Raw genomic sequence first — 13613 nt, 5'->3', positions numbered from 1 at the left:
TGAAAAGGCGGGGGTAGGGGGTTCGACATGATGGCGAAGGCAGCACGGGCGGCGGCGTGGCGGACGTACCGCGAGGTGACCAAGCCTGGTTCGCCCGGCGTGATGACCAGGGTGCGGGCGATCCCGCGCATGATCGGCGCGGTGATGCGCGGCCGGTACGCGGGCATGGGCAAGAGCAGGCTCGCGCTGATGGCGATGGGTGTGGTCTACATCCTGTCCCCGATCGACGTCCTGCCCGAATTCCTCATGGTGATCGGCGTCGCCGACGACTTCGGCGTGTTCCTGTGGCTGATGGCCTCGCTGCTCGGCGAGAGCGGGCGCTACGTCGAGCACGAGCGCCGCATCATCCAGGGCAGGCTCGCCGAGCAGGAAGGTTAGATCTCCTCCATCCGCAACCAGGCGCGGGACGGCAGCGGGTGTCCGAACAGGCGGGCCGCGTTGCCGTAGGCGACCCTGGCGATGTCGGCGGGCGGGAGCGAGCCTAGGTTGCGGGCCACGGACTTCTGCGTGTCGGGCCAGGTCGAGTCGGAGTGCGGGTAGCCGCTCTCCTGCAGCACGTGGTCGAGCCCGACCGCGAGGCGCACCCCCGACAGCGCGTGGTCGTCGAGCGTGCCGAAGAAGAAGTTGCGGCGCAGCACCTCGCTGGGCTTGAGCCCGCCGTCCCAGGACGCCTCGCCGGCCACCGGGTGGTCCAGGGCGTAGTCGGCGCGCTCGGCCAGCATCGGCAACCAGCCCACACCGCCCTCCACGATGAGGATGCGCAGGGAGGGGAAACGTAGCGGCACGCCCGACCAGAGCCAGTCGGCGCAGGCGAACATGGCGCTGGTGGGCATCAGCGTGGTGATCGCCTCGATGGGCGTGTCCGGCGAGGGCACGGGAGACCAGGACGAGTCGCCGGTGTGCAGGCACACGACGGTGCCGGTCTCCTCGCAGGCGGCGAAGAACGGGTCCCAGTGGCCGGTGTGGATGGACGGCAACCGCAGACGGGTCGGGAACTCGGGGAAGACGACGGCCTTGAAACCCCGCGCCGCGTTGGCCCTGATCTCCTTGGCCGCCACGTCGGGATCCGGCAGCCACGGCAGTTGCAGGCCGATGATCCGCTCCGGGAAGGTGCCCGCCCAGACGTCGATGTGCCAGTCGTTCCACGCCCTGACGAGGGCCAGGCCGAGCTCCTGGTCGCGGGTCCTGGCGAACGGCATGCCCGACTGCCCGGCCAGCATGCCGGGGAAGCACAGTGCCGCCCAGATGCCCGCCACGTCCATGTCCTTGATGCGGGCCTCGATGTCGTGGCAGCCCGGACGCATGTGCTCGAACCGCACCGGGTCCAGCGTCCACTGCTCGCGGGGCAGCCCGGCGCCGACGTCGATGCCGGCGCACGGGTAGGTGGCCCCGCCGTAGCGCCAGACCTGGTGACCCGCCTCGGTCTCCACGACCTTGGGCGCGACCTCGGCATATTTCTCCGGCAGCCGGCCTTCGAAGAGGTCGGGAGGCTCGATCAGGTGATCGTCGGCGGAGATGATCACATAGTCGCGCCGCCTCGGGTCAGGGTCGGGAAGCAGCGGCGTAGTCACGCAGGTAACCGTACGACGAGGGGATAACGTCGAACAAGCTGCGACGTATCCGTTGGATATCCGAGTCGCCGGCGCCCGGGACCGCCGGGAGGGGGATTGCGGGCGATCCCGGGCGTTGAGGGGTCCGCTGAATGAGGGTGCTGCTCATGCGAACCCCGGCCACCCGCTACCCCTCCGAGGTGCTTTCAGTCAGGAGATGGTCGCGTAGGTCGCCGATCGTGGCGGGGGAGACCTGGAGGACCTGGGTGACGTACGCCTCCACGGAGCCGTGCCGGCTCGCCAGGTCGGCCAGGAACAAGCGCATGGTCTCGGCGGGCGCCAGCCCGAATCCCGGCCACAGGGGCGTGCCGGGATGCCGCCTGCGCCAGTCGGCGATGAAACGCTCGGTGGCGAGGCCGGTGAGCGCGTAGTCCGCCACGATGTCGTCCTCGCCCACGCCGGCCAGCGACAGGACCAGCGCAGCCAGCACGCCGGTGCGGTCCTTGCCCGCCGCACAATGAATCACCACGGGCGCGTTGTCCGAATTCGCGATCGTCTCCAGGGCCGTTCTGAGGTTCTCAACGCGGTCCTCGGTCATCTCGAGGTAACGATCGGCCAGGTAGCGGGCGACGCCGACCTCCTCGCTGTAAACGGCGCTCTCCCAGCGGCGGCCCTCGATGGGCAGGTTGTGGTAGCTCTGCCCCTCGGTCTCGGGCACCCGCCCGGCCTTTTCGGCCTCGAACGCGTGCCGCAGGTCGATGACGGTACGCACGCGCAGCGCGCGGAAGGCCGTGAGGTCGTCCCCGGCCAGCCAGCCGAGGGAGTCGGCACGATAAAGCCGCTGCCACTGGACGGTGCGGCCGTCATTGGTGGCATATCCACCCACGTCACGGAAATTGCAGAGATTGCTGAATTCAATGTGGCGGATCACCCGCACCACCTTACGGGGCAGGCGTTCCCGCCTCCTGGGCCGGTGACGCCTCGCCGGCGCGCTCCTTGGCCTGGCGCTCGGCGAGCTCTCGCCGGATGAGCAGGATCCATCCGCCGATCGCGATCGCGATGAACAACCACCACTGGACCCCGTACGCCAGGTTCAGGCCGCCTCCGGAGCCCACGTCGGGCTCGGGCACCGGTGCGGGCGCCGGGGAGGTCGCGGGCTGCTGGGCTGTCATTTCCACGTATCCGTCCACCAGCCGGTACGGCAGCCCCTGCCCGATCTTGCCGGCGTTGATCAGCAGCATCTGGCCGGTCGGCAGTCCGGGCAGATCGCGGATCCCGCTGGACTCCTCGGTCTCGCTGAGCCGTAGCCGCCCGGTGACAGTCACCTGACCGGTGGGCGGAGGGGGCACGTCGGGCGGGGTGTCGGCGGTGGCGCCCGCCTGGACCCAGCCTCTGTTCACGAGGACGGCCGTGCCGTTGCCGGTGACGAGCGGGGTCAGGACGTAAAAGCCGTTGCGGCCCTCCTGAGGGCGGCGGCGTACGACGAGGGCGTGGGACGGGTCGTAGGTGCCGGCGGCGGTCACGGACCTGAACCGGTCGCTCTCCTTGACCGGCTGCCCCGGTGTCGCCAACCGCTCCAGCGGCACCGGCGCGGCCTCGATGTTGGCGGTGACCCGCTCGCTGTTGGCCGACCGCTCCTCGAAACGCCCGAACTGCCACCGCCCGAGGAACACGAAGGCGGGAATGACCAGCAGCACCACCAGGTGCAGCGCCAGCCATCGGGGCGTCAGAAGGAACCGGTACACGCTTTCAAGGGTAGGCACCGCCACCTGTGCCCTTTAACGCGCCTCAGGCGCTCTCCGCCCCAAGCTCGCTCTGGAGTTCCGCGCCGGGCCCGGGCAGGGAGGTCACCTCGCGTGGCCCGGCGACCTCATGGCCCTCGGCGCAGCGGAAATGCTGCTCGATGGGGGCGCCGCAGCCGCGGTGTGTGAGGAGCACGGGCGGGCCCTCCTCGTCGGCCAGATATTTGTCGCCCCAGTGCATGAGCGCGACCAGCAGCGGATAGAGATCGCGGCCTTTCTCGGTGAGCCGGTATTCGTCGCGCTGCCGCTGTCCGGGCTCGCGGTAGGGCTCCTTGCGGAGCAGGCCCTCGTCGACCAGGTGGGCCAGGCGCGCGCTGAGCACCTGGCGGGGTGCTCCGGTGATCGCCTGCATGTCGGCGAACCTTCGCACGCCGCTGAACGCCTCGCGCAGCACCAGGAAGGTCCACTTCTCCCCGACGATGTCCAGGGTGCGCTCGATCGAGCAGTTGTTCACCCGGAAGGAAACGTTCATCTTTGCATTATACCTGAGTTCAATTGACAGACTCAGGCCTTGCGGGGCAGGCTGGGTCTATGCATGGAACTCAGATCCGGCCGGCTCGTCCAGACGACGAGGAACGGATCAGACGCTTCCTGACCGGGTTGTCGCTGCACACCCAGACGCTGCGGTTCTTCACCGGCATCACCACGCCGGCCGCCGGTCTCGTGCGCAAGCTGATCGCGGTGGACGAGCGCAGGGACGCGCTCGTGGCGACGATCGACGGGGGTGAGATCGTCGGCCACGCCATGAGCTACAAGGGCGAATGCGCCGACGTGGAGATCGCGGTGGTGGTGACCGACCAGTGGCAGGGGCTCGGGCTCGGGCCGCGGCTGATCCAGACGCTGCTGCTCAGGGCCGCCGTACGGGGTGCGAGGACCGTAGGCATGGACGTGATGGGGGAGAACCGGCGAGTGCTCAGGCTCATCCGCCGGCTGTGGCCGGAGGCCGAGATGAAGGTCACTTCCGGGTCGGTTGAGGTTACCGCTATGATCGATCAAGCCGCCTTATTTGCGGAACAAGGTTCTGGTGCCACACCATTGACAGTGTGAAGAGTGTCAAGAACGGACGCGACGGCCGGACCCGCATCATCGAGGGCGCCCTCCGACGCTTCAGCCAGGACGGGGTGTCGGCCACGACGCTGGCCAGCCTCCGCGAGGAGAGCGGCGTAAGCGTCGGCAGCTTCTACCACCACTTCGCCAGCAAAGAACACGTCTTCGGTGTGCTGTACGGCGAGATCCTCACCGCCTATCAGGACGCCTTCCTCGCCGAGCTGGTCAGCCATCAGGAGGCGCGCGACGGCATCGAGGCCGTCGTGGCCTTCCACATGCGGTGGGCGGGAGAGCATCCGGAGCGGGCCCGGCTGCTGATCAGCGAGCGGCCGCCGCGCAAGCAGGAGCCGGGCGGGGCCGAGGTGGCCGAGCAGCGGCGGGCGTTCTTCCGCCAGGTCTCTGACTGGTGGCGCCCGCACATGAAGAACGGCCTGCTGCAGCCCGTCCACCCGACCATGTGCTACGTGCTGTGGCTGGGGCCCGCGCAGGAGATGTGCCGGCTGTGGTTCGCCGGTGCGCACACGCCGACGGAGGAGGAGATCAAGGGCCTGGGCGAGGCCGCCTGGCACAGCCTCCGTCAGCGCCCGGAGTGACACCCGGCCCAGATCATGCGAAGCGAGCGCCCCACCTGCCGGGGACGGCCAGGCCAATGCGGGGAGCGATGATCCGAGTACGCTCTGTGGTGTTATTGTCCTAAATGTGAGACGACCCCGGGCGCTGGTATTGCCCGCTTTGCCGGAGCGCGCGCTCGCCCGCCTGGGCGAGGTGACCGATCTGATCGAGACTCCAGCACGCCCGAGCCTCGGTTTCACCGACGAGCAGCTGGCCGACCTGGTCGTCGAGACCGGCGCGACCGTGCTCGTCACCGACGGGGACCAGGTTCGCGCGTCGGTGCTCAGCCTGCAGTTGGACGTCGTGGCCGTCATGGGCCCGCCCACGAGCGTCGACCTGGCCCTGGCCGCCGAATACGGCGTCAGCGTGTTGCACGCCCGCGACCGTGACCCCGACGCGATCGCCGAGCTGACGCTGGCGCTGATGTTCGCCGTCAGCCGGCACATCGTCACGGCCGACCGAGAGGTGCGCCGCGGGCACGTCTACCGGAGCAAGGTGCCGCCGGCGCAGCGCCATCGCGGCCGCCGGCTCACCGGCAGGACGCTCGGCATCGTCGGGCTCGGACGCGTCGGCAGGGCGATGCGCTGGCGCTGTGAGGGCCTCGGGATGCGGGTGATCGCGTGTGATCCGCAGGAGCCCGAGGCCACCCACACGCTGCCCGCGCTCCTGGCGGAGGCGGACGTGGTGTCGCTGCACGTGCCGCTCACCGCCGAGACCAGGGGCCTGTTCGGGTACGCCGAGTTCGGCGCGATGCGGCCGGGGGCGATCTACCTCAACACCTCGCGTGGCGCGCTGCACGACCTGACGGCACTGGTCGACGCGCTGCGCCGGGGCCAGGTGGGCGGTGCGGGTCTCGACCACTTCGAAGGCGAGTGGCTCGACCCGTCACATCCCCTGATCGGCCTGCCGAACGTGGTGCTGACGCCCCGCCTGAGCGAAGCGACGGGGGAGACCAGGGAGGAGCTGGCGGAGGCCTTGGTAGCGGACATCACCCGGCTGCTGGCCGGAGAGGACCCCGAGCTCGCGGCCACGCGTGCGTAGCCCACCGTCCGGTCAAGCCGGTTGCCGGATGCGTGTGGGCACGCGCCAGCTCGCCCGGTCGAGTGAGATGTCCAGGCGCAGATCGCCGCGCTGCCTGCGCAGGCCCGGCACGCGGACCCGGTCGTGCACGTTGAACCTGCCGCGGTGCGGATAGCCGAACCCCAGCTCCCCGGGCAACACGCGCAGGTCGTCGCGGTTCCCACAGCGGGGGCACGTCCACGAGACCAGGTCCAAGCCGCGGTTGTAGTCGGAGCAGGCGCTGAAGTATTCGTCCGGCCCGAAGCGGGACTCGCAAGCCAAGCAAGGGATCAGCATGGGGTCCACTCCTCGGGATGACGTGCTGGCATCCATAGAGATACCGCGCCCCACTTGTTCCCCGCTTGCAGATTGCTTGGCTATTTAAGTAACAGTATGGGCACTCAGCGGAGCCCCGTGCGAGCGCGACCATGGGCACGTGCAGCCAGTCTGGTGGCCATCGCATCGGTATCAGATCATGCGTGGGCGTCTGCGGTGAAAGGATGGACCTGTGGAACGACTGCGCCATCATTTCCTGGAGACCGGTTACACCATCGACGGCGTACGCGATCGACTAGGGAGCATGGCCGCGTCGGCCCTGGCCCGCGAGGAGGTGGTCCCGGCCCTGCGCGCGACCGCGGACGGCGACCCGCTGGCGACGCTGATCAGGTTGTGGTGGCTGGGCGTCCCCGTCCCCGCCACGGACGTGGTGCCGGAGGTTCTCGAGTCCGGGCTGGTCACGGCCGACGGCGACCAGATCCGCGCAAACGTCCACCTCCAGCCCTGGGAGACCGGCGGTTACCTGGTCTCCGACCGTAAGGTGCGGCCGGGCGACCCCACCCTCCGCCCCGACCATGTCGTGGGGGCAGGCGGCGCCTCGGCGAACCTGGCGCAGCTGGTCACCCGCCGCCCGGTCCAGCGCGCGCTCGATCTGGGCACGGGCTGCGGCGTGCAGGTGCTGCACCTGGCCGGGAGGGCGGAGGAGATCGTGGCCACCGATCTCAATCCGCGGGCCCTGGAGCTGGCCAGGCTGAGCTGGGAGTTGTCCGGCGTCGAGGGTGTCCGGGCGCGGGTGGGCTCGATGTACGAGCCGGTCGGGGACGAGGGGTTCGACCTGATCGTGAGCAACCCGCCGTTCGTCATCGCTCCCGCTCGGGAGCGGATGCTGACCTATCGCGAGTCGGGCGCCGAGGGCGACGGCTTCTGCCGCGACCTCGTACGCCGGACGCCCCGCCACCTCAATCCCGGCGGCCAGGCCCACTTCCTGGCCAACTGGCTGCACGTCGAGGGCGAGGACTGGCACGACCGGGTGGGCGGCTGGTTGCGTGAGACGGGCTGCGACGCCTGGGTCGTCCAACGGGACGTGCAGGACCCGGCCGAATACGTCGAGCTGTGGCTCAGGGACGCGGCCGAGCAGGGCACGGCGCGCTACGCGGAGCTCTACGACCGCTGGCTGGCCTGGTTCGACGAGCACAAGGTCGAGGGCATCGGCTTCGGCTGGATCACCATGCGCAATTCCGGCACGCTCGACCCGGTCGTCCGCGTCGAGCATCTCGCCCACCAGGTGGTGCTCCCGGTCGGCGACTACGTGGACTCCGTGCTCGACTCGATCGCCACCGCGCACCGGGCACAGGGGCTCGACGCCGCGCGGTTGCGTACCGTCGACGGCCTGCTCGACGAGCGGATCGGGCTGCCGGGCGCGGAGGACCCGATCCGCATCGTGCTGCGTCAGACGCAGGGGTTGCGGCGCAGCCGGGAGGTCGGCACCGTGGAGGCCGCGCTGGCCGGCGTGTGCGACGGCGAGCTGGCGCTCGGCCCGCTGCTCAACGTCATCGCCGAGTTGGTGGGCGACGGCGAGATCGCCGACTCCGACGCGGTCCGGCCCCTCATCGCCGAGGGTTACTTCGTGCTTTAATCCGCCGTTGATTGGACGTTGACCCCTCGGGTGGAGTCTCTAGTCAGGACACGGACCTGGGGGGTTCGAGGGCCGTGTCAGGTCCGGCCGGTCGTCTGTGTGAGGCGGCTAGCCACCACGCGGAGCATCCGGATAACCGGGCCCCCTAGCGACGCGTGGTGGTGAAGATGACCGGCCGGGCTGAATCGCTTGATGCCGATCACGAGCGCCCTCGTGACTCCCTAAGGACAGCCTTGATCAACCATGTGTGGATGACACGTCTGGACGACGAGCTGTACTCAGGACTCGACGACTTTCCCGGCGGGGTCGGGGAGGCTGTCGAGCAGGACCTTGAGATCGCCGGCCTCCGGAGCGCCGAGCCTGGAGAAGATCTCGAAGGCCTGCCGTAGACAGTCCGAGCTCCTCGTCACGCTGCCGAGGCCGCGCAGCGCCTTGCCCAGCACAGTCAGCGAGAGCGCCTCGCCGTAGGGGTGGCCGATCTCGCGGGAGACCACCAGAGCCTGCTCGGCGTGGCGTACGGCGTCGGAGTGACGCTCGGCCGCGATGAACGTCTCGGCCAGCCGGGAGCACACGCGCTGCTCCCAGACGCGCTGCTTGCTGGCCCGGAAGAAGGCCAGGCACTCGGCGTGGTGGTGCACGGCCTCGGTGAGCCGGCCGACTCGGGACAGGACGATGCCGAGGTGGTAGCGCGCCCTGGCGGTGCCGGCGCCGCTGCCGATCTCGGTGAAGATGGCCAGGCCCTTCTCCGCGGCCGCGATGGCGTCCTCGGGCCGCCCGAGGCCCAGGTGGTCGCGGGCCGAATAGCTGAGGACCAGGGCCTCGCCGGCCGGCACGCCGTTCTCGCGGTAGAAGTCCATCGCCGCGTCGAACAGCGCCAGCGCCTCGGTGTGGCGGCGCTGCCTGCCGACGACGACGGCCAGGGCGTTGAGCACCTCGCCCATGACGATCTTCTCGCCGCGCTCGGCCGACAACTCGTGCACGCGCCTGAACTGCTCTTCGGCCTCGCGCAGCCGGTTGCCGGCGAACAGGACCCTGCCCAGCACGTAGCGGGCGCGCAGCTCGCTCGCCTGATCGCCGATGTTCTGCGCGCCGGCCAGCACGGCGCGGGTGCCCTGGTCGAACTCGCGCGTGTGGGTGCCGGACTCGAGCAGCGGCTCCATCGCGACCAGCAGGTCGGCGGCGGGCAGCAGCTGCTCTCCGGTACGCGCCGCCGCGGCGGCCTGGTTGATGGCCGCGAACAACGAGTCGCCCTCGGAGATCAGCCACGCCACCGCCTCGTCGGCGGAGCCGAATACCCGCCCGCTGCCGACCACCACCAGATTGGCCGGGATCATGCTGCCCTCGTAGGCCAGCCGATGCGCGGACTGGGCCGAGGCCAGGTAGAAGCCGAGCAGCCGGCGCAGCGCCAGGGCACGGGCCTGCGGCCGCTCGCTCTTGGCCAGCTCGCGGCGGGCGAACAGCTTGAGCAGGTCGTGGAAGCGGTAGCGGCCGGGCGCGGGCGCCTCCAGCAGGCTCGCGTCCACGAGCGACTCCAGCACCTCCTCGGCCTCGAACGCGCTCATCCCCAACACGGCCGCCGCGGCACCGGCGGAGATGCCGGGTCCGCTGGGCAGCGACAGCAGCCGGAACGCCCGCGCCTGGGCGGAGTCCAGCTGCCCGTAGCCGAGCGCGAAGGTGGCCTCCACGGCCAGGTTGCCCACCCGCATCTCATCCAGGCGGCGCTGCTCGTCGGCCAGCCTGGGCACCAGCGAGGCCACCGTCCACGACGGGCGCGCGGCCAGCCTGGCGGCCACGATCCGCACCGCCAGCGGCAAGAAGCCGCACGCGGCCACCACGTCCATGGCCGCGCCGTGCTCGGCCGCCACCCGCTCGGGCCCGGCCACCGCCGCGAACAGCGACAACGCCTCGTCCGGCTCCAACACGTCCAGGTCGATGAGCCTGGCCGACGGCAGGTCGGCCAGCTTGCCCCGGCTGGTCACGATGGCCGCGCATCCGGGCGAGCCCGGCAGCAGCGGGGCGACCTGCCGGGCGTCGCGGGCGTTGTCCAGCAGCACGAGGATGCGGCGGTCGGCCAGGATCGACCGGAACAGCGCCGACCGCTCGGCGAGCCCGTCGGGGATCACGTCCGGCGGGATGCCGAGCGCGCGCAGGAACCCGCCGAGCGCCGACTCGGGCGCGGTCGCCTCGTCGGTGTAGCCCTGCAGGTCGGCATAGAGCTGGCCGTCGGGGAACAGGTCGTCCGCCGCGTGCGCCACGTGCACGGCCAGCGTGGTCTTGCCGACGCCGCCGATGCCGGAGATCGCCGCGACCGGCACGCCCTCGGCCGAGGACGGCTGGACCGACAGCAGCGAGCGCAGGCGTCCGGCCAGCTCCTTGCGGCCCGTGAAGTCGTTGACGGCGGCGGGCAACTGGGCAGGCCGGGGCAGCTCGTGCGAGTGCGGCGGCTCCTCCTCTCCGGCGGGCTCATCGGCGTGCGCCTCGGCGGCGAGGGGCGCGGCGGCGAGCGCCGGGTCGGCGGCCAGGATGCGCTGGTGCAGCGCGGCGAGCTCGGGCCCCGGCTCGATGCCGAGCTCGTCGATCAGTGCCTCGCGGGTCTCGGTGAAGACGTTGAGCGCGTCGCCCTGCCGCCCGCACCGGTAGAGGGCCAGCATGAGCTGGGCACGCAGCCGCTCGCGCAGCGGGTGGTCCGCGGTCAGCGCGATCAGCTCGGAGACGATCTTCGCGTGGTTGCCCAGCTCCAGGTCCACGTCCATGAGCGTCTCGACCACGCTGATGCGCCGCTCGATCAGCCGGTCGCGCTGGTGCTCGGCGTACGGTCCCACGGCGCCGGCCAGCGGCTCGCCCTCGAACAACGCGAGCGCGGCCCGCAGCCCCTCGGCGGCCTCGCGGAGCCGGCCGCCCTTACGCGCGGTCTCGGAGGCGGCGATGCCGCGCTCGAACCTGGTCAGGTCCAGCCCGCCCTCGGGCAGGCGCAGCGCGTAGCCCCGGCCTATGGAGGTCAGCAGCTCCGGACGGGAGCGGGCTGGTCGTTCCGGCTCGAGCACCGTACGCAGCCTGGAGACGTAGGTGCGCAGTGCTCCCAGGGCGCGGGGCGGGGCGTCCTCCCCCCAGACCGCGTCGATCATCTCGTTGGGTGTGACCGCGCGGCCTTCCCGTAGGAGCAGCATGCCGAGAATGGAACGCTGCAGCGGGGTGCCCAGGTCGAGTTCCTGGCCATCACGCCACGCGCGGACAGGACCGAGCACGGCGAACCGCAGCCCGCCCTCAACGCTCTGACCAGCCATGCCGTCTGTCTCCAAGCCAATGGAACGATTTATTACCAAATGATAGGTCTATCCTTGCCTGTCACCTAGATCCAGGTTGATCGTTAACTGAGCTGTTGATCCGCCTTTAATTAGGTGTTGAGCATGCCCCCGGATGCTGATGGGTGTCGGCTAGGGCATGACTCACCGCGGGGGCGTGTCATGCAGAGCGAAGCCAGGCAGGAAAAAATACCGGCCCCGCCCAGGAAACTGGGGCGGGGCCGTGGTGGACGGGTTCTCAGGCTGCCTCGACCAGTCCCAGCCGCATGGCCAGGCGCTCCCGCACGAGCGGCCATTCGGAGTTCAGGATCGAGTAGAACGCGGTATCTCGGACCGTGTTGTCGGCGCCTCGGCTATCCGCTCGCCGCACCCCGTCGAAGTGTGCGCCGAGGGCCTCGATGGCGGCCCGGGACCTGGTGTTGCGTACGTCTGCTTTCAGGGTGATGCGGTGGACGTTCCATGTCTCGAAGGCGAGCGAGAGCATGAGGAACTTGCTCTCCCGGTTGACCCCCGTGCCCTGGGCGCAGGCGCCCAGCCAGGTGTAACCGATGTCGGCCACGGACGGGACATCGCCCACCGCACCGCGTGCACCCGGAGGCCAGGGCATGGGGCCCTGCCAATACTCCAGGTGCATGAGACGGGTGGCACCGACCACACGGTCGGTGTTCAGCCACCGGATGGCGAAGGGCAACGTGCGGCCCTCCGCCTGCTCAGCCATAGCGGCCTCCACGTAGGAGACCATCTCGTCCCGGCCATTCGGGACACGAGTGAAGGCGTATGTGGAACGGTCTTCACCCGCCGCCGCGACAAGGTCATCGACCGCCGCGAGGCTGAGAGGTTCCAGGCGCACGGAGCGCCCAGACAGGGTGACAAGAGCGGGCATGTGCACATGATGGAGGGTGCGCACCGTGCACGTAACCATGCAGTTAGGAAGATCTTTTGCAGGTTTCTGCAGACAGGGTGTTTCTGCAGGTCAGAGCCCCCTTTTTGAGGGATGGTAAACCTGTTCTTGGGGAAAGATTCGCCTAACCGTGACATGACATCCGGGCAGCGGTCAGTGCCGTACCAGTGCGAGCTCCTTCAGACCCGTCGACAGATGGTCGAGGCTGTCCGCGATCCACGGCAGCTGGAGCGGGTCTTGGCTGGTCAGAGCGGCCATGCGTTGTTCGGTCGTCTCGCCGTAGAGGAGGCTGACCGCCACCCGCATCCTGGCCGCGGCCGGGTCGTCGCCGAACGCGTGGCCGGGCAGGACGCCGATGCCGTGCTCCTCCAGCAGGATCTTGGTGATCTGGGCGGAGCCGCCGAGTCGCAGGTGGCTCAGATCGGGATAGAGGTAGAAACCGCCCTGCGGCACCGGCGCGGCGGCGCCGATCTCGGTGAACCTCTCATAAACAGCCCGCGCCATCGTGCTGTGCAGCCGGCGGCTGAGCGCGATGCGCCGGGTCAGCTCCGCGGGCTCGTCGAAGGCGTAGGCCGCGGCCTCTTGGACGGGTGCGGCGGGCGCCGACCAGATCTCGCTGGCCACCGCCAGCAGTTGCCTGTGCAGCGCGTGTGCGCCCGCGGGCAGCCTGGCCACGCCGATCCGCCAGCCGCCCAGCGCCAGGCTCTTGCTCAGCCCGGTGGTGATGATCGTGCGCTCGGGCGCGAGATCGGCAGGCGAGGTGTACGGCAGGGCCGGGTCGTGCATCAGGTCCCGGTAGATCTCGTCCGAGATGATCATCAAGTCGAGCTCTCGGGCGAGGTCCACCAGGCGGCGGATGCTCTGCGGCGTGGCCAGCCGTCCCGTCGGGTTGTCGGGCAGCGTGACCAGCACGGATCTCACGGTCCTGCCCTGGGCCCTGGCCAGATGCACTTCGGCGGCCACGAGATCGGGGTCCGGAACTCCGCCCTCTCCTGGTGGTGCGGGCACCAGGATGGGGCGCGAGCCCACGAGGTCGGCCTGTGCGGCGTAGCTGACCCAGCTGGGCATGGGCAGGACGATGTCTCCGCCGATCGCCAGGAGCAGGCCGTACAGCAGCGACTTGCTGCCCGGTCCGCAGACGACCAGCCCGGGGTCGGTGATGAGCCCCCGTCGTTCCCAGTAGCCCGCTGCCGCGGCCCGCAACTCGGGCGCCCCCGCGACCGGCCCGTAGCCGTTGCGTTCTGATGCGGCGGCCAGCTTGTCGCGCAGCGCCGGGTGGACGGGCAGCCCCGCCTCACCGAAGGCCAAGTGCAGCACACGTTCCCCGGCGCGTCGTCTTCGCTCGATGTCCTCATTTGCCGCCAGAGTGGCGGAGAGGGTCACGCTCATAGTTGTCACGTTCCCAGGGTGGTTGGATGAAGGCATCAC

Annotated in this window: 13 protein-coding genes; 5 read left to right on the top strand and 8 right to left on the bottom strand. The window is 70.0% G+C overall.

Translation table 11 applies throughout. The annotated features are described in order from the left end of the window. The first annotated feature begins 27 nt into the window (after positions 1-27). Positions 28-378 (top strand): YkvA family protein, encoded by a 351-nt coding sequence (locus ACTWQA_RS35780; protein WP_443163397.1) that lies wholly within the window; start codon positions 28-30, stop codon positions 376-378. Here the strand turns inward: ACTWQA_RS35780 and ACTWQA_RS35775 are convergent. From ACTWQA_RS35775 to ACTWQA_RS35760, 4 genes are all read right to left on the bottom strand, one after another. Further along, the gene (locus ACTWQA_RS35775; protein ID WP_443163396.1) at positions 375-1571 is read right to left on the bottom strand and encodes an amidohydrolase family protein; all 1197 of its coding nucleotides are present in this window, start codon (positions 1569-1571) and stop codon (positions 375-377) included. The two genes, ACTWQA_RS35780 and ACTWQA_RS35775, sit on opposite strands and share 4 nt — an antisense overlap. A gap of 166 nt (positions 1572-1737) precedes the next feature. Further along, entirely contained in the window at positions 1738-2481 is a 744-nt protein-coding gene (locus tag ACTWQA_RS35770; protein ID WP_443163395.1) for a tyrosine-protein phosphatase, read from the bottom strand. A gap of 10 nt (positions 2482-2491) precedes the next feature. Then, positions 2492-3295 carry an SURF1 family cytochrome oxidase biogenesis protein gene (locus ACTWQA_RS35765; RefSeq protein ID WP_443163394.1) on the bottom strand — a complete coding sequence of 268 codons (804 nt, stop codon included), beginning with the start codon at positions 3293-3295 and terminating at the stop codon, positions 2492-2494. A 43-nt stretch (positions 3296-3338) separates the two neighbouring features. Continuing rightward, positions 3339-3824: a winged helix-turn-helix transcriptional regulator gene (locus ACTWQA_RS35760; RefSeq protein ID WP_443163393.1), complete on the bottom strand. Its 486-nt coding sequence runs from the start codon at positions 3822-3824 to the stop codon at positions 3339-3341. Between the two features lie 59 nt (positions 3825-3883). On the opposite strand from ACTWQA_RS35760, the gene ACTWQA_RS35755 reads away from it, so the two are divergent. The 3 genes from ACTWQA_RS35755 (at position 3884) to ACTWQA_RS35745 (ending at position 6052) form a co-directional block, all read left to right on the top strand. Further along, on the top strand, positions 3884-4399 hold the full coding sequence (locus tag ACTWQA_RS35755) for a GNAT family N-acetyltransferase (RefSeq protein ID WP_443163392.1): 516 nt from the start codon (positions 3884-3886) through the stop codon (positions 4397-4399). Continuing rightward, complete coding sequence (locus tag ACTWQA_RS35750) at positions 4396-4992, top strand: TetR/AcrR family transcriptional regulator (RefSeq protein WP_443163391.1); 597 nt, start codon at positions 4396-4398, stop codon at positions 4990-4992. The genes ACTWQA_RS35755 and ACTWQA_RS35750 overlap by 4 nt, the downstream gene beginning before the upstream one ends. Positions 4993-5098: 106 nt before the next feature. After that, positions 5099-6052 carry a 2-hydroxyacid dehydrogenase gene (locus tag ACTWQA_RS35745; protein WP_443163390.1) on the top strand — a complete coding sequence of 318 codons (954 nt, stop codon included), beginning with the start codon at positions 5099-5101 and terminating at the stop codon, positions 6050-6052. Positions 6053-6064: 12 nt separating this feature from the next. Here ACTWQA_RS35745 and ACTWQA_RS35740 read toward each other — a convergent pair whose 3' ends face one another. After that, positions 6065-6367 carry a hypothetical protein gene (locus tag ACTWQA_RS35740; RefSeq protein WP_327587185.1) on the bottom strand — a complete coding sequence of 101 codons (303 nt, stop codon included), beginning with the start codon at positions 6365-6367 and terminating at the stop codon, positions 6065-6067. Between the two features lie 211 nt (positions 6368-6578). On the opposite strand from ACTWQA_RS35740, the gene ACTWQA_RS35735 reads away from it, so the two are divergent. Then, on the top strand, positions 6579-7982 hold the full coding sequence (locus ACTWQA_RS35735; protein WP_443163389.1) for a DUF7059 domain-containing protein: 1404 nt from the start codon (positions 6579-6581) through the stop codon (positions 7980-7982). A 278-nt stretch (positions 7983-8260) separates the two neighbouring features. Here ACTWQA_RS35735 and ACTWQA_RS35730 read toward each other — a convergent pair whose 3' ends face one another. From ACTWQA_RS35730 to ACTWQA_RS35720, 3 genes are all read right to left on the bottom strand, one after another. After that, positions 8261-11266, bottom strand: a complete 3006-nt coding sequence (locus tag ACTWQA_RS35730; protein ID WP_443163388.1) for an AfsR/SARP family transcriptional regulator — start codon at positions 11264-11266, stop codon at positions 8261-8263. Positions 11267-11522: 256 nt separating this feature from the next. Beyond that, positions 11523-12167 (bottom strand): GNAT family N-acetyltransferase, encoded by a 645-nt coding sequence (locus ACTWQA_RS35725; RefSeq protein ID WP_443163387.1) that lies wholly within the window; start codon positions 12165-12167, stop codon positions 11523-11525. Positions 12168-12338: 171 nt separating this feature from the next. Continuing rightward, positions 12339-13574 (bottom strand): pyridoxal phosphate-dependent aminotransferase, encoded by a 1236-nt coding sequence (locus tag ACTWQA_RS35720; protein ID WP_443163386.1) that lies wholly within the window; start codon positions 13572-13574, stop codon positions 12339-12341. Positions 13575-13613 lie beyond the last annotated feature (39 nt).

Origin of the sequence: Nonomuraea sp. 10N515B, from assembly GCF_052245915.1 — a bacterium.
Taxonomy (GTDB): domain Bacteria; phylum Actinomycetota; class Actinomycetes; order Streptosporangiales; family Streptosporangiaceae; genus Nonomuraea.
Note: the sequence above shows the minus strand (reverse complement) of the source record. Positions and strands in the feature narration are given on the sequence as shown.